17 protein-coding genes are annotated in these 18977 nt (G+C 62.1%); 2 read left to right on the top strand and 15 right to left on the bottom strand.

What is annotated here, in order from left to right:
- Nucleotides 1–14: 14 nt before the first annotated feature.
- The 14 genes from choV to dctP all read right to left on the bottom strand — a co-directional run bounded on the left by choV (nt 15) and on the right by dctP (nt 15325).
- Nucleotides 15–1034: a choline ABC transporter ATP-binding protein gene (gene choV / locus K3762_RS07760; protein ID WP_260012637.1), complete on the bottom strand. Its 1020-nt coding sequence runs from the start codon at nt 1032–1034 to the stop codon at nt 15–17.
- Nucleotides 1031–1864: a choline ABC transporter permease subunit gene (choW, locus tag K3762_RS07755; protein ID WP_067626912.1), complete on the bottom strand. Its 834-nt coding sequence runs from the start codon at nt 1862–1864 to the stop codon at nt 1031–1033. The genes choV and choW overlap by 4 nt, the downstream gene beginning before the upstream one ends.
- 86 nt (nt 1865–1950) lie before the next feature.
- A complete protein-coding gene (locus K3762_RS07750; protein WP_120350816.1) occupies nt 1951–2871 on the bottom strand; it encodes a choline ABC transporter substrate-binding protein in 921 nt (306 codons plus the stop codon).
- A 128-nt stretch (nt 2872–2999) separates the two neighbouring features.
- On the bottom strand, nt 3000–4619 hold the full coding sequence (locus tag K3762_RS07745) for a caspase family protein (RefSeq protein WP_132443639.1): 1620 nt from the start codon (nt 4617–4619) through the stop codon (nt 3000–3002).
- A 119-nt stretch (nt 4620–4738) separates the two neighbouring features.
- A complete protein-coding gene (gene mnhG, locus K3762_RS07740) occupies nt 4739–5134 on the bottom strand; it encodes a monovalent cation/H(+) antiporter subunit G (protein WP_067630875.1) in 396 nt (131 codons plus the stop codon).
- Nucleotides 5131–5418: a K+/H+ antiporter subunit F gene (locus K3762_RS07735; protein WP_067630872.1), complete on the bottom strand. Its 288-nt coding sequence runs from the start codon at nt 5416–5418 to the stop codon at nt 5131–5133. Before K3762_RS07735 ends, mnhG begins: the two co-directional genes overlap by 4 nt.
- Nucleotides 5415–5915 carry a Na+/H+ antiporter subunit E gene (locus K3762_RS07730; RefSeq protein WP_067630869.1) on the bottom strand — a complete coding sequence of 167 codons (501 nt, stop codon included), beginning with the start codon at nt 5913–5915 and terminating at the stop codon, nt 5415–5417. Before K3762_RS07730 ends, K3762_RS07735 begins: the two co-directional genes overlap by 4 nt.
- A 1-nt stretch (nt 5916) precedes the next feature.
- On the bottom strand, nt 5917–7461 hold the full coding sequence (locus K3762_RS07725) for a monovalent cation/H+ antiporter subunit D (RefSeq protein ID WP_120350814.1): 1545 nt from the start codon (nt 7459–7461) through the stop codon (nt 5917–5919).
- Nucleotides 7458–7805 (bottom strand): Na+/H+ antiporter subunit C, encoded by a 348-nt coding sequence (locus K3762_RS07720; RefSeq protein ID WP_120350813.1) that lies wholly within the window; start codon nt 7803–7805, stop codon nt 7458–7460. The genes K3762_RS07725 and K3762_RS07720 overlap by 4 nt, the downstream gene beginning before the upstream one ends.
- A gap of 2 nt (nt 7806–7807) precedes the next feature.
- Nucleotides 7808–10666, bottom strand: coding sequence for a monovalent cation/H+ antiporter subunit A (locus tag K3762_RS07715; RefSeq protein ID WP_132443640.1), 2859 nt, complete (start codon nt 10664–10666; stop codon nt 7808–7810).
- Between the two features lie 174 nt (nt 10667–10840).
- A complete protein-coding gene (locus K3762_RS07710; protein WP_260012633.1) occupies nt 10841–12358 on the bottom strand; it encodes a malonyl-CoA synthase in 1518 nt (505 codons plus the stop codon).
- A 175-nt stretch (nt 12359–12533) separates the two neighbouring features.
- The gene (locus K3762_RS07705) at nt 12534–13850 is read right to left on the bottom strand and encodes a TRAP transporter large permease (protein ID WP_260012630.1); all 1317 of its coding nucleotides are present in this window, start codon (nt 13848–13850) and stop codon (nt 12534–12536) included.
- Between the two features lies 1 nt (nt 13851).
- On the bottom strand, nt 13852–14346 hold the full coding sequence (locus K3762_RS07700; RefSeq protein WP_007120055.1) for a TRAP transporter small permease: 495 nt from the start codon (nt 14344–14346) through the stop codon (nt 13852–13854).
- 7 nt (nt 14347–14353) lie between these two features.
- Complete coding sequence (gene dctP, locus K3762_RS07695; protein ID WP_120350809.1) at nt 14354–15325, bottom strand: TRAP transporter substrate-binding protein DctP; 972 nt, start codon at nt 15323–15325, stop codon at nt 14354–14356.
- Nucleotides 15326–15551: 226 nt separating this feature from the next.
- On the opposite strand from dctP, the gene K3762_RS07690 reads away from it, so the two are divergent.
- Together K3762_RS07690 and K3762_RS07685 are read left to right on the top strand one after the other, a co-directional pair.
- On the top strand, nt 15552–16787 hold the full coding sequence (locus tag K3762_RS07690; RefSeq protein ID WP_260012627.1) for a putative DNA modification/repair radical SAM protein: 1236 nt from the start codon (nt 15552–15554) through the stop codon (nt 16785–16787).
- Entirely contained in the window at nt 16787–18217 is a 1431-nt protein-coding gene (locus K3762_RS07685; RefSeq protein ID WP_132443643.1) for a UdgX family uracil-DNA binding protein, read from the top strand. Before K3762_RS07690 ends, K3762_RS07685 begins: the two co-directional genes overlap by 1 nt.
- On the opposite strand, the gene K3762_RS07680 is transcribed toward K3762_RS07685, so the two are convergent.
- Nucleotides 18214–18852, bottom strand: a complete 639-nt coding sequence (locus K3762_RS07680) for an SOS response-associated peptidase (RefSeq protein WP_132443644.1) — start codon at nt 18850–18852, stop codon at nt 18214–18216. The genes K3762_RS07685 and K3762_RS07680 overlap by 4 nt on opposite strands.
- Nucleotides 18853–18977 lie beyond the last annotated feature (125 nt).

The following is an 18977-nucleotide window of genomic DNA, read 5'->3' as shown; positions in this document are numbered from 1 at the left end:
TGTCAGATCCCGGCCTAGGCCTTGAGCCGGTCCACGATGCTATGCGCCGTGACCGTCCCGATCTGCGTGCCTTCTTCCATCACCGCAATCGCCGCATCCGCCCCGCGCAGCCGCTCCATCAACGCACGCACCGGGGTCTCTGCCGTGGTTTCGCCCTGCGTCGGAGCGCCGTCAATCACGCCCATCACGTCGCGCGCGGTCAGAACCTCCAGCGGGTTCATATTGGCCACAAACTCCGCCACATAGTCCGAGGCGGGGTTCGAGAAGATTTCACGCGGCGTGCCGATCTGCACAATCCGCCCGCCTTCCATGATGGCGATGCGCCCGCCCAGCTTGAAGGCTTCGTCAAGGTCGTGGCTCACGAAGATGATCGTGCGGTTCAATTCGCGCTGCAGGTCCAGCAGTTCGTCCTGCAGCCGCGTGCGTATCAGCGGGTCGAGCGCCGAGAATGGCTCATCCATCAGCAAAATCGGCGCTTCGGTGGCAAAGGCGCGGGCAAGCCCCACACGCTGCTGCATCCCGCCCGAAAGCTCGCCCACCTTGCGGTCGGCCCAATCGCTGAGGCTCACCAGTTTCAACTGCCGCTCGGCCCGTTCCAGCCGCTCGGCCTTGGGGACATTCGACAGTTCCAACCCAAGCGCCACATTGTCGCGCACCGTGCGCCATGGCAGTAGGCCGAACTGCTGAAACACCATCGACACGCATTCACGGCGCACGCGGCGCAGCTCTGCGGCATTGCTAGCGTGGATGTCACAAGACCAGTTTTCGTCATGCACATGCACCGTGCCGCGCACCATCGGGTTAAGCCCATTCACCGCGCGCAAAAGCGTCGATTTGCCCGAGCCCGAAAGACCCATCAGCACAAGGATCTCGCCATTCTCGACGGTGAGTGAGCAATCATGCACGCCCAGCACCTGCCCGGTCGCCGCTTTAATCTCGGCACGGCTTTGGCCTTCGTCCATCAGCGGCAAAGCCTTTTCAGGCTTGTCGCCAAAGACGATGGATACATTGTCGAATTCTACTGCTTTATTCATTTCCGTCCCACCCGCAGGATACGGTCAAGCATGATCGCCACGACGACGATCACCAACCCGGATTCAAATCCCAAGCCTGTGTTCACTTGGTTCAAGGCACGCACCACAGGCACGCCCAACCCATCTGCCCCGACAAGTGCGGCGATCACCACCATCGACAGCGACAGCATGATGGTCTGGTTCAGACCCGTCATGATCTGCGGCAGCGCATAGGGCAGTTCGATCTTCCACAGGGTCTGGCGCGGCTTGGCACCAAACGCCTGCGCGGCCTCAAGCAGCGCCTTGGGCGTCGAAGAGATGCCCAATTGCGTCAGCCGGATCGGCGCGGGCAGAACAAAGATCACCGTGGCGATCAGGCCCGGCACCATGCCGATACCGAAAAAGACAATTGCGGGGATCAGATAGACGAAGGTCGGCAGCGTCTGCATCAGGTCCAAAACCGGGGCCACCCAAGCATACAGCCGGGGCCGATGCGCCACGGCGATGCCAATCGGCACGCCCACACCCATACAGACCACACAGGCCGAGAGCACCAGCGTCAGGCTCTCCATCGTCTCTTCCCAGTAGTCTTGGTTGAGGATGAAAAGGAAACCAAGCACCACAAAGGCCACGGTTTTCCAGTTCCGCTGGATGCCCCAAGTGATCGCTGCGAAGACGGCGATGAGGATCAGCGGGTGCGGGGTTTGCAGCACCCAGAGGATCGCGTCGATCAGCCGTTCCATCAGGTCCGACAACCCGTCAAAGAACCACGCTCCGTTCGTTTGCAACCAATCCAGCGCGTCTTCGGCCACATCGGCCACGGGAATCTTGTTTTCTGTCAGCCAGTCCATGTCAGTCCTTCAGGATTGGAGAATTGCGCATGAGAATGACCCGCCCCATCGCTTTGGGGCGGGTCTTTTCCATCATATCGCGATGATCACTTCAGCGAAGCGACAGCTTCCATCGCGTCGCCACCATCGACGGTGGTCACACCGTCCAGCCAAGTGCTGAGCACGTCGGAGTTCGCTTTGATCCAAGCGGCGGCTGCCTCTTCCGGCTTTTCGCCGTCATCAAGGATCGCGCCCATGATCTCATTCTCCATTTCAAGCGTGAACTCGAGGTTGTTTAGGAATTTACCAAGGTTCGGGCATTCCTCAACAAAACCGGCGCGGGTGTTGGTATAGACCGTCGCACCGCCCAGATCGGGGCCGAAGTAGTCATCGCCGCCTTCCAGATAGGTCAGATCGAAGTTGGCGTTCATCGGGTGCGGCTCCCAACCAAGAAAGACAACGGGCTCTTCTTTGCGGGTGGCGCGCTGGACTTGGGCCAGCATCCCCTGCTCGGAGGATTCAACGACCTCGAACTCGCCCAGTTCAAATGCATTCTCGTCGATCATCGACTGGATCAGACGGTTGCCGTCATTGCCGGGCTCAATGCCATAGATTTCACCTTCCAGCGCATCCGCGTTGGCGGCGATGTCGGCGAAGGTCTTGATGCCCATGTCGGCGGCGGCTTTGTTCACAGCCAGCGTGTATTTCGCGCCTTCAAGGTTGGCGCGCACGGTGTCGACGCTGCCTTCTTCGCGGTACTTCGCGATGTCGCCTTCCATGGTGGGCATCCAGTTGCCCAGAAACACGTCGATGTCGCCCGACGCCATGGAGGTGTAGGTCACCGGCACGGCGAGGATCTTGGTCTCGGTATCATAGCCAAGCGCGTCCAGCACAACAGAGGCGGCGGCGGTTGTCGCTGTGATATCGGTCCAACCCACGTCGGAGAAGGTGACTTCGTTGCATTCAGCAGCAGCCAGCGAGGTCGCGGCGACCGTCGCCAGAGCGGATGTCATAAGCAGTTTTTTCATTGGTGTTCTCCCCAGAGAAGTTTTTATTGACTGATGCGCCAATCAAAAGCCATCGGCCGCGATATTGCAACCGGATTAATTTTGCCAACTTACTGGAGGGCAAAAAGCAATACTACTTGTTTCAAAACTCACTCCCGCGCGGCCTGTTTCGGGCGCAGAACCGGGGTGACATTTTGGTCAGCACCCGGCTCGGGTTCGGCGTCAATCTTCGGGGTCTCTTCGGCGGGGGCGGCGGGCGTCTGAGCAGGCGCAGCCACGGGCGTGGCGGGCGTTGACGGGGGCGCTTCGAGGGTGTCGGCCCTTCGCGTTTCCTCAACGGTTTCAGGGGCTTCTCCCTGCCCCTCTGCCGCTTTCATCCCAAATGCCGCACGGATCGCGGCTTGGGTTCCCTCGCCGTAAAGCCCGTCAATCGCGCCGTCGTAAAATCCGAAATCCGAAAGTTTGCGTTGCAGGGCTTTGCGGGTCTCGCTGTTGAAAAGTTTGGGCTCATCCTGCATCAGCCCCAGGAGCGTGCCGTCCCCCGCCCGCAGCGCGCGATAGAGATAGAGCGCCGCATCCGCGGCCCCGCGACCGGGCACTTTGCCATCGTCGATCATCGCGGCAAAGTTGAACATCGCCGCCGGGTGTCGCCTATCGGCTGCGCGGCGGAAATAGTCCAGCGCCAGATCGGAATCGGTTTCCTGCCCCAATTCGCCCTGCAGATGGATGAACCCCAGATCGTTCAGCGCGCCGGCATGGCCCCGCTCGGCGGCGTCGCGATAAAGGGCCATGGCGCGGGCCTCATCCTGACCGACGCCGCGCCCTTCTTCGTAGAGTTGTGCAAGCTGATACCGCGCCTCGGCAGAGCCGGTCTCTACCGCCCGCATCAGTTGGGCCACAGCGGTTTCCGGGTCATAGCGCGGATCGTCAGGGTCGCTTTGCAGCGCGGCGAGACCAAGTTGGGATCGGGTGTCCCCTTGCCGCGCCAATTCGGCCAAGCGCTGGCTTTGCGCGGGGTCCAAATCCCCCCATGTCTGCGGGGCCGCATCCGCACTGTCCGTCTCTGCGATGAAAGCTGGCGTCGGGGTCAGCCGCCCAAAGCGCCGGGCGGAGAGGCTGCCGCCGCTACGGCTGCGCAGCGTGGCGCGAAATTCGTCCAGCATGGCGCCGACTTCGACATCCGGCTCGGTCAAAACCTCGGCCAATGTGGCCGCGAAAAGGCCCGCGTTTTCACCGCCCATGTCACAGGCGCCCACCTCACCGGAGGTGACGACCAGCGTGCCAAGGCGCGGCTCGGGCGGCGGCAGCGGGGCGGTCGACTGGCGCGGGGCGGCATGGCAGTTATCAAGCAAAACAAGCCGTATCTGTCGCGCCTTGCCCGCCGCACGCAGCAGCGCGGGCAGCGCCACCCCCTGTTGCCGCAGCGACGAGGCCGGGGCCAAGGGCGCATCGACCGGGATCAGATAGCTCTGCCCGCCCGAGGCGACGCGGCGACCCGCGTAGTAGATCAAGGCAATATCCGACGTTTCGGCCTGAAAGGCAAAATCAGAGAGTTCCCGTTTGAACGTGGCGCTATCCGTGTCGATCAGCGTGGTAACATCGAACCCCTGCCCCTCTAACGTTTGGGTCAGCAGCGCGGCATCGGCGCGCGGCCCGTCAAGCGGGGCGGCATCCTCATAGGCAGAGATGCCAATCACCATCGCCACACGGTCTTGGGCCGCTGCAGCGAAGGGCAGAAACAACATCAAGAGGATCGCGGTCAAACGCATATGGCGGGCTCCTTTCGGTCAGCTTCGGTTGGGCGGCGCCGCCCATTAACCTATGCTGGCAGGAAAAGGTTTCCACCATCGTAACAGTTTGAAATGAATCCGACCCTTGCTGCCGTGGTTTAGGCGTTGGGCGAAGTCTCTTCGATCTCGCGGTCTTCTTCCGGCACATTGAGCGTGGCCCACGTATCGCCATCCGGCAGTTCCGGCGGATGCGGCAAGCAATCGCGCCGGTGGATATTCGCCTTGGCCATGAAATTTGCCGAAACCGGAGCCGTGACAAAGATGAAGGCCATGATCAGCAGTTCATGCAGCGACCCCGTACCAGACAGAAACGAACTCACCATGGCCGCCAACAGATAGGCCCCGATCCCCAGCGTCGCGGCCTTGGTCGGCGCATGCAGGCGGGTCATCGGGTCGTTCAGCTTGAGCAAGCCAATCCCGGCGACAAGCACGAAGAAACTGCCGATCACCAGCAGCACGATGATAAAATAGGTGGCGATGATGTCGGGGCTCATTCGATGATATCTCCGCGCAAGACGAACCGGGCATAGGCCACGGTTGAGACGAAACCCAGCATGGCGATGATCAGCGCCGCCTCGAAATAGATCTGCGTGCCTTGCAGGATGCCCAAAAGCACGATGATGCCGATGGCATTGATGAACATCGTGTCCAGCGCCAGAATGCGGTCCCCGGTGCCGGGGCCGATCCACAGCCGGATCATCGCCATGAACTGCGCGATGGCGACCAAGGTCAGGGCACCATAAAGCGCAAGGGTCAAAAGGTCGGTCGCTTGGGTCATACGAAAATCTCCTTCAAGCGGCGTTCGTAGCGGTCTTTGATCTCATCGCGCACGGCGTCGGGGTCAGTGGCGTCCAGCGCGTGTACCAGCAGGTAGCGCCCGTTGTCCGACAGATCCGCCGAAACGGTGCCGGGGGTCAGGGTGATGGTGCCCGCAAGGATCGTGATCGCTTCGGGTTCTTTCAGGTCCAGCGGCACGACAACCCAGGCGGGCGACATGCTGGCGTTGGATTTGGTCAGGATGATCCACGCCACTTGGATATTGGCGATGATGATATCCCACAGGACCAAGATCACATAGGCGATCATGCGCAGCGGGCGAATGCCTTGGGGCCGGTCGGTCCACCACCGCGCGGTCAGCACCGGGATCACGATCCCGAGGATCAGACCAAAGACAAGCATGCCTGCGCTGAACTTGTTTTGCAGCAGAATCCACACAACGGTGAGCAACAGGGTCAGAAACGGGTGCGGCAAGAGCCAACGGATCGGTCGCATCATATCAATGGGCCTCCTCTTTGCCGTCCGACAGCTTGCCGGGGGTCTCCAGCACGGTGCTCAGGTAACGCTCTGGCCCGAACAATTGGTTCGAGATCGCCGTGGCATATTGTGTGGCGGGGCCGGCCAGCAGCGTATGCGCAACCAAAAGGGCCAGCAGGCCACCCACGGCCACATAGCTCAGTGCCGATGGTGCCTCGGCTGGGGTGGCCCCGTCTGGTGGCGCGACACTGCGCGACTTCCAAAAAACCATGCTGCCCGCGCGGCCAAAGCCCACGAGGCTCAAAAGGCTCGCGCCCAAGATCACGGCCCAGATCCAGACCCAATAATCATTCTCGGCAGCGGCATCCATGATCAGCAATTTGCCCAGAAAGCCCGAAAGCGGCGGCACGCCGACCATGGCGATGGCCGCGACAAAGAACAGGGCCGAAGTCAGCTTGGCCCCCGCCACCTGCGGCTGCGCCGTCAGATCAAGGTTATCGCGCCCCGCCCGCGCCAGATCGGCAATCAGGAACAGCGCGCCCGCCGCCAGTGTCGAATGCACGATATAGTAAAGTGCCGCCGCGATCCCCTCGGGGGTAAACAGCGCAATCGAGATCATCACCATCCCCATCGACCCGATCACCGAAAAGGCCACCATACGGTCCAACTGCTTTGCCGCCAGCACGCCGATCATGCCAAGCGCCAGCGACAGCAGCGCGGCAGGCAGCAGCCATGTGGTGTGCAGGTCCGCCGTGGCGGCAAGGTCTGGCGGGAAGATCAGCGTATAGACGCGGATGATCGCATAGGCGCCGACTTTGGTCATGATGGCGAAGAGCGCCGCCACCGGGCCGGGCGCTTCGGCATAGCTCGAAGGCAGCCAGAAGTGCAGCGGCACCACGGCCGCTTTGACCGCGAAGACCATCAAGAGCAGCACCGCTGCGATGCGGATACCCACGGTCGCGCCTGCATCAATCAAGGCCACCCGCTGTGCCAGATCGGCCATGTTGAGCGTCCCCGTCTCGGCATAGATAGCCCCAAGCGCAAAGAGAAACAGCGTCGAGCCCAAGAGGTTATAGAGCACATATTGCACCCCGGCCCGCAACCGCGGCGTGCCGCCGGCGTGGATCATCAACCCGTAGGAAGCGATCAGCAGCACTTCGAAAAAGACGAAGAGGTTGAAAAGGTCGCCCGTCAGGAAAGCGCCCATGATGCCCATCAACTGGAACTGGAACAGCGCGTGAAAATGCCGCCCGCGTTCGTCCCATTTCGAGCCGATGACATAGAGCAGCACGAAGAGCGCCAGCACCGCCGTCAACGTCACCATCAGCGTCGACAGACGGTCGCCCACCAACACGATGCCAAAGGGTGCTGCCCAATCGCTGAGACGGTAGAGCATGACATCGCCGCTCGACGCCTCAAGCGACAGGCCAAGGCCCACGGCGACCAGCGCCAGCGCCCCGAACAGCGACAGCACCCGCTGGATGGTGATGTGATAGCGTGCGGCCAGAATGATGAAGGGCGCAATAAATGCGGGCAGCACGATGGGCAGGATCAGCCAATGGGTCATGTGCGGTCCTCCGCCTTGGTATCAGTCAGCGGGTCGTCGACATGGTCGTCATTGTTGCCCAGATAGGCTCCGAGGGCGATCATCACCACCACGGCGGTCATGCCGAATGAAATCACGATGGCGGTCAGCACCAGCGCTTGCGGCAGCGGATCGGTATAGCGCGCGGCGTCCGTCAGGATCGGCGGCGCGCCCACGGTCAAACGGCCCGAGGCAAAGAGAAAGACGTTCACCGCATAGGTCAGCAGCGATGTGCCCATGATGACGGGAAAGCTCCGCAAGCGCAGCACAAGATAGAGGCCAGAGGCCGTCAGAATGCCGATGGCGGATGCGACGAGAAGTTCCATGTTTATGCCTCCGCCTTGGTGGTGTCTTCGCGCGATGGGTCGATGTCCATCGGATGGTCGGCCTCAGGCACATGCGCCCGGCGGGCCAGCCGCGAGAAGCTTTCCAGCGACAGCATCACCGCCCCGACAACGGCAAGGAACACGCCAAGGTCAAAGAGCGCGGCAGTGGCCAGTTCGAACTTGTCGAAAGGCGGGATGCGCACATAGGTGAAATCCGAAGTCAGGAAAGGTTTGGCAAAGAGCCACGACCCGATCCCCGTCAGCCCCGCGATCAAGACGCCGGTGCCGATGATCCCGTGATAGGGATAGCGCAGCCGCGCCGAAGCCCAAGCAAAGCCGCTTGCCATATATTGCATCACCACCGCGATCGACACGATCAGCCCGGCGATGAAACCGCCGCCCGGCTCGTTATGGCCACGCAGGAAGATGTAGAAACCCACCATCAGCACCACTGGCATGATAACGCGGGTCATGACCACCATCATCATCGGGTGCCGGTCCCCTGCCCGCGGCTGGTCTGGCTTGCGGTTCAGCAAACGCGCCCGAACGGGGCCCGACAGCAGCGTTTCGGTCAGCGCATAGATCAGCAGCGCGGCGATGCCCAGAACGATGATCTCACCATAGGTGTCAAAGCCCCGGAAATCGACAAGGATCACGTTCACCACATTGGTGCCGCCGCCGCCCTTGTAGGAGTTGGCAAGGTGGAATTCGGAAATGCTTGGTGCGACGGTGTCACGCAGCAGGTAGTGATAAGACAGCGCCATGGTCGCCGCCCCCGCCGCGAGGGAGACCACAACGTCGCGCGTCCGACGCAGCACGCTGCTTTCAATCGGTGTGCGGTTGGGCAGGAAGTTCAGCGCCAAGAGCAACAAGATGATCGTGACCACCTCGACCGTCAGCTGGGTCATCGCCAAGTCGGGCGCGCTGAAGAAGACAAAACCAGCCGAGACGATCAGCCCCACGATGCCGATCAAGATCAGCGACAACAGGCGGTTGCGGTGCAAGAACACCAAGCCGCAGGCCGCCGCCACCAGCATCAGCCAGCCCGCGATCTGAACCGCATTGGTCGGCTGCAACTCGCGGGTCGCCGCCCCCACAGTGCCGGTGGCCCAAGCGAAATAGCCCACCACAACCACGGTCACCGCCATGATCGCGGCATAGCGCGAGAACGCCCCGTCGTGCAGACGCAGCGAAATCGCCTGCGACAGGCCGACAAAGGCCGCGATGACGCGGTCAAAGATCGACTTGGCCTCGGGCCGGGGCGTGGCATCCCAAACACGCAGAAGCGGGGTGAAAAGCGCCAGCAGGATCAGGCCACCAACAACCGCGATGATCGACATATACAACGCCGGACCCAGCCCGTGCCAGATTTTGAAATGCGCCGAAGGCATCTCGGCCGCGCCGCCGAGGACGGAGGCGGTCACCAGCTTCACGAAAGGCTCGGCGAGGAAAGGCGCAAGGCCGATCACCACCACGGGGATGATCAAGAGCGCAGGCGGCAGCCACAGGCCGGGCTTAGGGTCATGCGGATGGTCGGGATAGTCGTCACGCTCTTTGCCAAGGAAGGTATGGCCGATCAGCCGGAAGCTATAGGCCGCCGAGAAGAGCGCGCCAAAGGTCGCAAGCCCCGGCACCAGCCAAGGCATGTCAAAGAGCGTCGTGTGCAGGGTCTCTTCCAGCATCATCTCTTTCGACAGGAAGCCGTTGAGCAGCGGGATCCCCGCCATCGACAGCGCCGCCAGCGTGGCAATGACAAAAGTCACCGGCATCAGATGCCGCAGCCCGCCCAAACGGCGGATGTCACGGGTATGCACCGCGTGATCCACGATCCCCGCCGACATAAAGAGCGCGGCCTTAAAGGTCGCGTGGTTCAAGATGTGAAACACCGCCGCCATCGCGCCAAAGGCCGTGCCGGTGCCCAAAAGCATGGTGATCAGACCAAGGTGGCTGACGGTCGAAAAGGCCAGCAGCGCCTTTAGGTCATGTTTAAACAGCGCAATCACCGCGCCCAGCACCATGGTGATCAGACCCGCCGTGGTGACGATGACGAACCATTCCGGCGTGCCAGACAGCACCGGCCACATCCGCGCCATCAGGAAAATCCCCGCCTTCACCATCGTGGCGGAGTGCAGATAGGCCGAGACCGGCGTTGGTGCTGCCATGGCGTGGGGCAGCCAGAAGTGGAACGGGAACTGCGCCGATTTGGTGAAACAGCCCAAGAGGATCAGGATCAGCGCGGGCAGATAGAGCGGCGAGGCTTGGATCATCTCGCGGTTGTCGAGGATCACGCTCAGGTCATAGCTGCCGACGATTTGACCCAGCAGCAACATGCCACCGATCATCGCAAGGCCGCCCATGCCGGTCACGGTCAGCGCCATTCGCGCACCTTGGCGGCCTTCGGGCAGGTGTTTCCAATAGCCGATCAGCAGGAAGGACGACAGCGAGGTTAGCTCCCAGAAGATCAGCAAGATCAACACGTTATCGCTCAGAACGATACCGACCATCGCGCCTTGGAACAGCAGCAGATAGGTGAAAAACTCACCCATATGATCGTCGCGTGACAGGTAAGACCGCGCATAGGCGATGATCAACAGACCGATGCCAAGGATCAGACAGGCAAAGAAAAAGCCGAGGCTGTCGAGCATCAAGGTCAGGTTCAGGCCAAGCTGCGGAATCCAATCAACCCGCGCGGTGACCAATTCGCCCGCCAGCACGGCAGGCAGATGCGTTAGCAACCCCACCAGCGCCACGAGGGTCACCATAAAGGTCACCCCGGCGCAGGCTTGACGCCCTGCGGAATTCATCAGTCCGGGTAACAATGCGCCCAAGAAGGGCAAGGCAACGATAAGGAAGAGGGACACGCGAACTCCTGATCTGGCGGACTGAAAGGTCACCACGTTCTGTAGAAATTTTCCCGGCACCTCAAGCGAAACCGGGCATTAAACGCCAGATTGTCGCAGGTTACACCGCAGTCCTGCCCCGTGGGATGGCGATACCGCCGCCCCTATGCCCGCTAGAATGGCCCTCGGGCGCCCCTACCCCGGTTGAAACAAGTCCCGGTAGGTGTCGCGCAGCACGTTCTTTTGCACCTTGCCCATCGTGTTGCGCGGCAATTCCGGCAGGACGATCAGCTTGGCGGGTCGTTTGAACTTGGCCAGCGATCCGGCCACATCCCCGGCGATCTGCGCAAGATCCAGCTTCGCGCCCCGGCGCGCCACCAACACCGCCACCACGCTTTCCCCGAAATCGGGATGCGGCACGCCGAACACCGCGCTTTCCAGCACGCCCGGTTGGTCGTCGAGCAGCAGTTCGACCTCCTTAGGGTAGATATTATAGCCGCCCGAGATGATCAGGTCTTTGTCGCGGCCCACGATGGTCACATAGCCATCCGCATCGCGCCGCCCCAGATCGCCGGTGATGAAAAAGCCATCTTCGCGCAGTTCGGCGGCGGTTTTCTCGGGCATCTGCCAATAGCCCTTGAAGACATTCGGGCCACGTACTTCGATGCTGCCTATCTCTCCGTCCGGCAGGGTCGCGCCGGTTTCGGGGTCGGTGATTTTCAACTCCACATCCGGCAGCGGCAGGCCCACGGTGCCCGCACGGCGCTCGCCCTCATAGGGGTTGGAGGTGTTCATATTGGTCTCGGTCATGCCGTAACGCTCAAGGATACGGTGGCCGGTGCGTTCTTCAAAATCGACATGAGTTTCGGCCAAAAGCGGAGCCGACCCCGAGATGAACAGCCGCATGTTCGCTGTCGTCTCACGGGTGAAAATCGCGTCGTCCAAAAGCCGGGTGTAGAAGGTCGGTACGCCCATCATCGCGGTGGCGTGGGGCATCCGATCGATCAACCGGTCGATGTCGAGCTTGGGCATAAAGATCATCGCGCCCCCCGCCACCAGCGTCACATTGGTCGCCACGAACAGCCCGTGCGTGTGAAAGATCGGCAGCGCATGCAGCAGCACGTCCGCGTTGGTGAAACGCCACAGATCGGCCAGCGTCTGCGCGTTCGACAAAAGGTTCGCCTGCGTCAGCATTGCCCCCTTCGAGCGCCCCGTGGTGCCCGAGGTATAGAGGAAGGCCGCAAGGTCATCCGCCGCCCGCGCGACGGTTTCGAACTTGTCGGAAGCCGAGGTGGCGCGATCCGCAAAGCTGCCATCGTTCTCCGTACCAAGCGTCTCAAGCTGGCACCCTGTATCCCTAGCCAGCGGTGCCATTTCATCGCGGCGCGCGGGCTGGCAGACAAAGGCCGCGGCCCCGCTGTCGGTCACGAAATAGCGCACCTCATCCGCGGTATAGGCGGTATTGAGCGGCAAAAAGATCACCCCCGTCTGCACGCAGGCGGCATAGAGCGCCAGCGCATCGGCGGATTTGTCGATCTGTACCGCCAGCCGGTCGCCGGGCTTCACCCCCAACTCGGTCAGCACATGGGCAAAACGGGCGGCCCGGCCCAGAAAACCCGCATGGGTCAGCGTCACCCCGCCTTCGAGATGAAGAAAGGCCGTCGTTTTGCCAGCGTGACGGCCAAACAGAGTGTCATAAAGGGGGTTTGCCATCACGGTGCTCCTCGCGTGTTGTTCTTGGGAAAGCCGACTGCCTCCTTGCGGGATTACAACCGCATTACGCGGGGTAATGCAAGCCGACCAAAGCCCGCGCGGGGCAGCGAGGGCGGCAAATGTCGAATTAAGGCAATAGCTTGCGGGGCGGCGCTGTGGCGCGCCGCCCCAAGGTTCAGCGGCCCATCAAACTGGGCAACCAAGTGCCAATACCCGGCAGCCAGACGATCAGGGCCAGAACGAAAAGCTTGATCAGCAAGAACGGCATCACCGAGGCATAGATCTGCGGCATGCGAATCTCAGGCGGGGCGACCCCGCGCATAACAAACAGCAGCAGACCGAAGGGCGGCGTCAGCAGGCCGATCTCCATCGTCAGCAAGTATACCACGCCGAGGGTCAGCTCGTTGATCTCCATCGCATCCGCCAAGGGCACGAAGACCGGCACGGTGACCATCAGCATCGACACCTGATCGATGAAACACCCCAGAAAGAGCAGGATCGCGATCATCCCCAGAAGCACCATCAGCGGCGTCGGATCGACCGCGTTGATCGCGTTGATCAGCCCATTGGTGGCCCCCGAAAAAGACAGCACCTGCGCAAATGTCTGACTGGCCGCGATGATGAACAGGATCATCACCGACAGCTTCAGCGTCTCCATCAGCGCGCGGCCCATCTTCTCCCAACTCAGGGCGCGATAGGCGGCCCCGATGATTACGGCGGTGATGCTGCCAAGGGCGGCGCTTTCCGTAGGCGTGGCAATGCCCGCGAGCAGCGAGCCGATCACCACCGCGAAAAGCACCGACAGCGGCAGCACATAGATCACGAAAGGCGTCCAACGTTCGCGCAGCGGCATTTCTTCGTAGACATCGGGCGGCGCGACTTTCGGGTCGAGAAGGCTCCGCCCCACCACATAGGCCACGAACAGGACCGCCAGCAGCAGCGCGGGCAGCACCCCCGCAATCAGCAGCCCGGCGATGGAAATCCCCGCGAGCGAGCCGACCAGAACCGCCAGCGCCGAAGGCGGGATCAGCATGGCAATCGCGCCGGACGCCATGATCGGCCCCATCGCCATCGACGGGTGATAGCCGCGTTTCAGCATCCCCGGCAGCAGCGTGCCGCCCAGCATCGCGGTATTGGCGATGGTCGAGCCGGAAAGGGCTGCAAAAATCGTGCCGCCAAAAATCGTGACGACCGACATGCGGCCCGGGATGCGCGTCACCACCCGTTCAATCGCGTCAATGGCGCGGTGCGCGACCCCGGTTTGAAACAGGATCTCTCCCATCAGGATAAACAGCGGTATCGGTGCGAGTTGGAAATTCGCCACCGATTGCGCCGAATTGCGCGCCAGTTGCAAGATGCCGCGCTCTCCGCCCAATACGAAGTAGGCGCCTACGGTGGTCACGGCGATGAAAGCAAATGCGACCGGCAAGCCGATCAGCAGCAAAACCGCCAATCCGCCCAGCATCAAGGTCAGTGTCAGGCCCCAATCCATGTCAAAGACCACTCAAGCTACGCTCGGCCGTTTCCGGATAGAGCAGACGGCGAATAAAGATGATCGTGCAAAGCGCCAGCGATAGCGGCACAAAGGCCAGCATCCACCACTCCGGGATCACAAAAGACGTGCGGATCATCGACCCGCGTGCGGCAGAGGCCAGCACCGCTTGCAACCCGTACCAGCCCAGCACCCCTGCCGTCACCGCGCCAATGGCGCTGGTCAGGCGGGTCAAAGCATAGGCAGTGCGTTGCGACAGGTTGCTGGTGATCAGATCAACCTTCACATGCCCGCCAATCGACAGCACCCAAGGCGCGCCAAGGAAGGTGGCGATCATCAGCGCATATTGGATCGCATCCAGTGCCCCATAGACCACCGGCAGCCCCAGATTGCGCAGCACCACGTTGATCGCGATAAACACCGCGATCACCCCGAGGATACCGGCCGAGAAAACGGCCAGCCCCCGGAGTGTCCGGTCAAACAATGTTGAGATCATGGGGCGATCACTTGGTCATGCAGGCGCGCATCTGCTGCGCAAGATCGGCATCGACCTCTTCGACCGCCGCCCAACCGGCATCGCGCGCGGCATTGGTCCACGCTTCGGCATCGGCCTCGCTGAAGGTGATCGTCTCGATCCCCGCATCCGCCTGTGCGGCGTATTCCGTCGCGTTGCGGTCGGCATTGTCGTTGTTAAGCTCTTCCATCCAAGCCGCGCCCTCTTCGAGTTTGGCGCGTTGTTCGTCGGTCAGGCCATTCCACGTGTCGAGGTTCACCAGCAGGTTCACGTCGACGTTGTAAAAGCTCGGATCGACCCGGTATTTGGTCTGCTCGTCCCAACCGAGATCCAGCACCCCTTGGCTCGGCCAGCCGTAACCGTCGATCGCGCCGCGCTCCAGCGCGCTATAGACTTCGCCCGGCGCGGTGCGCACCAGATTGGCGCCCAGTTGCGTGAACATCGCCTGATAAACCGGTGTGGTGCGGATGGTCAGACCGCTCAGGTCCGGCCCCTCGACCGGTTTGGTCAGATAGAGGTGATAGCCGATCCCGTCGCCGCCGTGGCCGAGGTATTTGACGTTCATCTGCTCTTGGTGGATGCGGTCGACCAGTTCATAGCAGCCATTCTCGCGCTGTTCTTGAATGGTGTTTTCCGCCAGATGCAGCGCGTCGCCCGTGGGCAGCAGGTTGGGGTAATAGGCCGTGGTGTTGTTGGCGATATCGACAACGCCAGATTGCACCGCATTGCCCAATTCAAAGGGCGGCACGGCTTCCGGCCCGCCGACCATATTGATCTGCACGACCCCCTTGCCGTTCTCGTTGATCCATTCGACAAAGGATTCAAACTCGCGGCTAAAGGCGGTGCCAAGGGTAAAGGCCGACACGGCGCGCAGCGTCACTTCGTCGGCGCTGGCGGTGCTGGTGGTGGCAAGGGTGCTGACGGCAAAGAGCGCCGCGCTGAGCGTGGTTGTTGTTTTCATGATCGTCTCCCAGTTGTGATCAAAAGCCCGCGATCTTTGCCCCGGTGCTCTCGCATGCATATGCATAATATGTATCTGCATGTAATTCGTAGCGACAAGAATTCGCCACGTCAATTTAAACTCTCACCCCCTGCCCGCGCCATCGCACAGGCGGTGCCCTGCGCAGATTGTCGCGGCATTAAGATAGTTTAATGACACCCCCGCCATGAGAACATATATAGAACGCATGACAAAACAGACACTCGATCAAAAACTGGCGATTCTCAGCGACGCGGCGAAATACGACGCCTCCTGCGCCTCCTCCGGCTCGACCAAACGCGACTCGCGCGATGGTAAGGGGCTGGGCTCAAACGAAGGCAGCGGTATCTGCCACGCATACGCCCCCGACGGGCGGTGCATCAGCCTGCTCAAGATCCTGATGACGAATTTCTGCATCTACGATTGCAGCTATTGCATCAACCGCGTGTCCTCGAACGTCGACCGGGCGCGGTTCAGCGTGGATGAGGTGGTTAAGCTCACCATCGAGTTCTACCGCCGCAACTATATCGAAGGGTTGTTTTTGTCCTCGGGCGTGATCCGCTCCCCCGATGCGACGATGTCGGACATGGTGCAGATCGCCCGCAAACTGCGGCACGAAGAGAACTTTCGCGGCTATATCCACCTCAAGACGATCCCCGATGCCTCCCCTGAGTTGATCGAGGAAGCGGGCCGTCTGGCGGATCGTCTGTCGATCAATGTCGAACTGCCCACCGACACCGCGGTGCAGCAATATGCGCCGGAGAAAAAGCCCGAGCAGATCCGCCGCGCCATGGCCAATGTGCGGATGGTCAAGGACGCCAGCAAAGAGAAATCCTTCTCCGGCAAGCGCCCGCCGCGTTTTGCGCCCGCCGGTCAATCCACCCAGATGATCATCGGCGCGGATGGGTCGAACGACGCCACGGTGCTGGGGCAATCGACGCGGCTTTACTCCAGCTACAAGCTGAAGCGCGTTTACTATTCCGCCTTCTCGCCAATCCCCGACAGTTCCGCCAAGCTGCCGCTGATCCGCCCGCCCCTGCAACGCGAGCATCGGCTTTATCAGGCCGACTGGCTGCTGCGCTTCTATGATTTCCAGTTGGACGAGATCACCTCCGTCACCCGCGACGGCAATCTCGATCTGGAGGTCGACCCCAAGCTCGCTTGGGCGCTGGTGCACCGCGAACATTTTCCCCTCGATGTGAACCGCGCCAGCCGCGAGATGCTGCTGCGGGTGCCGGGGTTTGGCGTGAAAACGGTGACCCGCATCCTCGCCGCCCGACGCCATCGGTCCCTGCGCTACGAAGACCTGACCCGCATGGGCGCCTCGATGAAAAAGGCCCGCGCCTTTGTAACGGCAGGCGGCTGGTCGCCCGGTGGGCTGACCGACAGCGCCGACCTGCGCGCACGTTTCGCGCCGCCGCCCGAACAGTTGACCCTGTTCTGATGCACCGCGTCTCCCTGCCCCCGATCGGCGCTGCGAAAGCATGGCGCGAGGCGGCACGCGGCTTTCTCGCGGCCGGTGTCTCGCCCGAGCAAATCCTCTGGGGCGACCATGCTGCCGCGCCCGATCTGTTCGGCGGTGAGACTGTGTCGCCAAAAGGCGGACAGGTCTCGGTCCCGCGCAGTTTTGTCTCCATGGCCGAAACCGCCGTCTGGCACAGCGACCCCGAACGCTTCGCGCGGCTCTATGCCTTTCTTTGGCGCGTGAAAGACGCGCCGCATTTGATGTCGGACCGGGGCGATGCCGACCTCGCCGTGCTGCGCGGGATGGAGAAGAACGTGCGCCGTTGCCAGCACAAGATGAAGGCCTTCGTCCGCTTCCGCGAGATCGGCGCGCCCGATGCCCCGCGCCGCAGTTTCGCCGCCTGGTTCGAGCCGACGCATCACACGGTGGAGCCCACGGCGGATTTCTTCGTGCGGCGATTTTCCGACATGGACTGGCGCATCCTGACGCCCGATGTCTCGGCCATTTTCGAGAACGGCAAACTCACGTTCCAAGAAGGGCACGAAAAACCCGACCTGCCCGAAGACGCGGGCGAGCAGCTTTGGATCACCTATTTCCAGAACATCTTTAACCCCGCCCGCCTGATGGTGAAGGCGATGCAATCCGAGATGCCCAAGAAATACTGGAAGAACATGCCCGAGGCCGCCTTCATCCCCCAGATGATCGCCGAGGCCCCCGCCCGCGCCCGCGCCATGGCCGAGGCAGCACCAACCCTGCCGCCGGTGCGCATGGACCGCGTGCAGGCGCAGCTTTCGGCCTTCTCATCCGCTTGGGACGGCCCGATGGAGGACCTGCCCACCGCGATCCGCGCCTGCACCCGCTGCCCGCTGCATTGCCACGCCACCCAAGCCGTGCCGGGCGAAGGGCCAAACCGCGCCGATCTGATGGTGGTCGGTGAACAACCCGGCGATCAGGAGGATCTCGCGGGCCGTCCTTTTGTCGGGCCGGCGGGACAGATGTTCGACCGCGTGGCGGCAGAGGCCGGGCTCGACCGCGAGGCGGCTTTCGTCACCAATGCCGTCAAACACTTCAAGTTCACCGCCCGCGGCAAACGCCGCATTCACCAGCGCCCCGAGACGCCCGAGATCGACCAGTGCCGCTGGTGGATGAACGCCGAGGTGGCGCAGGTGCAGCCCAAGCTGATCCTCGCCATGGGCGCCACAGCGGCGCAAAGCCTGACGGGCAAGGGCACGGGCATCCTGAAACGCCGTGGCACGATCGAGACGGGGCCAGAAGGCATCCCGGTGCTGATCACCCTGCACCCGTCCTATCTGCTGCGCGTGCCGGATCCGGCGCTGCGCGAAGAGGCCACGGCGCAGTTCCGCTCCGATCTGGCGATGGCGGCACGGATGATGGCAGAGGCGGCTTAATCCTCGGGCTCGATGACCTGGAGCGTGCCGTCCGGCAAGGGGCGTTGCAGGCTGGGCAGCTCGGCCGTTTCAACCGTAAGCCAGCGCTGCACGTCGTCGGGGTTGGTCAGGATCACCGGCATCGCCTTGGGGTGCACGGCCCCGACCTCGGCATTGGCTTCGGTGGTCAGAAAGCCATAGAGGGTATCAGTGGTCTCGCCGTCCTTCAGTTTGCGCACGCTCGTCCATTCGGTCCAGACGCCCGCAAAAAAGGCCAGCGGACGGTCCTCGCCAAGCGCGAACCAGACCGGGCGCGAGCGCTCTCCGGGGCGGTTCAGCGGTTCGGAAAAGGCGGTGAAGGGCACCACGCAGCGATGCTCGGCCCCCAGCCAGCGCCGCCAATGCGGCGAGGCGATGTTGCGGATGTTGGTCACGCCGCGGTCGGTCTTCTTGCCTTTGAGCGCGAAGGCCGGAGAGGGCATCCCCCACCGCATCATCTCCAGCACCGGACCGCCATCGCCGTGGCGCACCACCGGGGCGGCATAGTCGGGGTAGATACCGGGCATCGGCGGCAGGTTGCCTGTTTGGTCGTCGATGCCGTCGAACCAGCCGCGGATTGCGGCCTGCCCCTTGGTCAGGGAATAGAGATTGCACATCGGTTGGCCCCCTTGCCGTCATCTTGGCCCATTAGATGCGGTTTTGCCCGCGTCCGGCAAGGGCCACAGGATCTTTGACAGCACCGCAATTGATGATTTATAACCAGAACAAAATGTGAACATAT

This window comes from Sulfitobacter sp. W074, assembly GCF_025142275.1.
GTDB classification, from domain to species: domain Bacteria; phylum Pseudomonadota; class Alphaproteobacteria; order Rhodobacterales; family Rhodobacteraceae; genus Sulfitobacter; species Sulfitobacter profundi.
The sequence above is the reverse complement of the archived record's forward strand: the minus strand, read 5'-3'. Positions and strand labels throughout refer to the sequence as shown.

Bases quoted from the DNA above. Each gene is read 5' to 3' on its own strand.
- dctP (WP_120350809.1), bottom strand. From the start codon at position 15,325: ATGAAAACAACAACCACGCTCAGCGCGGCGCTCTTTGCCGTCAGCACC.
- K3762_RS07730 (WP_067630869.1), bottom strand. From the start codon at position 5,915: ATGATGCGACCGATCCGTTGGCTCTTGCCGCACCCGTTTCTGACCCTG.
- K3762_RS07700 (WP_007120055.1), bottom strand. From the start codon at position 14,346: ATGATCTCAACATTGTTTGACCGGACACTCCGGGGGCTGGCCGTTTTC.
- K3762_RS07735 (WP_067630872.1), bottom strand. From the start codon at position 5,418: ATGACCCAAGCGACCGACCTTTTGACCCTTGCGCTTTATGGTGCCCTG.
- K3762_RS07720 (WP_120350813.1), bottom strand. From the start codon at position 7,805: ATGGAACTTCTCGTCGCATCCGCCATCGGCATTCTGACGGCCTCTGGC.
- K3762_RS07690 (WP_260012627.1), top strand. From the start codon at position 15,552: ATGACAAAACAGACACTCGATCAAAAACTGGCGATTCTCAGCGACGCG.
- choW (WP_067626912.1), bottom strand. From the start codon at position 1,864: ATGGACTGGCTGACAGAAAACAAGATTCCCGTGGCCGATGTGGCCGAA.
- K3762_RS07750 (WP_120350816.1), bottom strand. From the start codon at position 2,871: ATGAAAAAACTGCTTATGACATCCGCTCTGGCGACGGTCGCCGCGACC.
- mnhG (WP_067630875.1), bottom strand. From the start codon at position 5,134: ATGAGCCCCGACATCATCGCCACCTATTTTATCATCGTGCTGCTGGTG.
- choV (WP_260012637.1), bottom strand. From the start codon at position 1,034: ATGAATAAAGCAGTAGAATTCGACAATGTATCCATCGTCTTTGGCGAC.
- K3762_RS07680 (WP_132443644.1), bottom strand. From the start codon at position 18,852: ATGTGCAATCTCTATTCCCTGACCAAGGGGCAGGCCGCAATCCGCGGC.
- K3762_RS07745 (WP_132443639.1), bottom strand. From the start codon at position 4,619: ATGCGTTTGACCGCGATCCTCTTGATGTTGTTTCTGCCCTTCGCTGCA.
- K3762_RS07685 (WP_132443643.1), top strand. From the start codon at position 16,787: ATGCACCGCGTCTCCCTGCCCCCGATCGGCGCTGCGAAAGCATGGCGC.
- K3762_RS07725 (WP_120350814.1), bottom strand. From the start codon at position 7,461: ATGACCCATTGGCTGATCCTGCCCATCGTGCTGCCCGCATTTATTGCG.
- K3762_RS07705 (WP_260012630.1), bottom strand. From the start codon at position 13,850: ATGGATTGGGGCCTGACACTGACCTTGATGCTGGGCGGATTGGCGGTT.
- K3762_RS07710 (WP_260012633.1), bottom strand. From the start codon at position 12,358: ATGGCAAACCCCCTTTATGACACTCTGTTTGGCCGTCACGCTGGCAAA.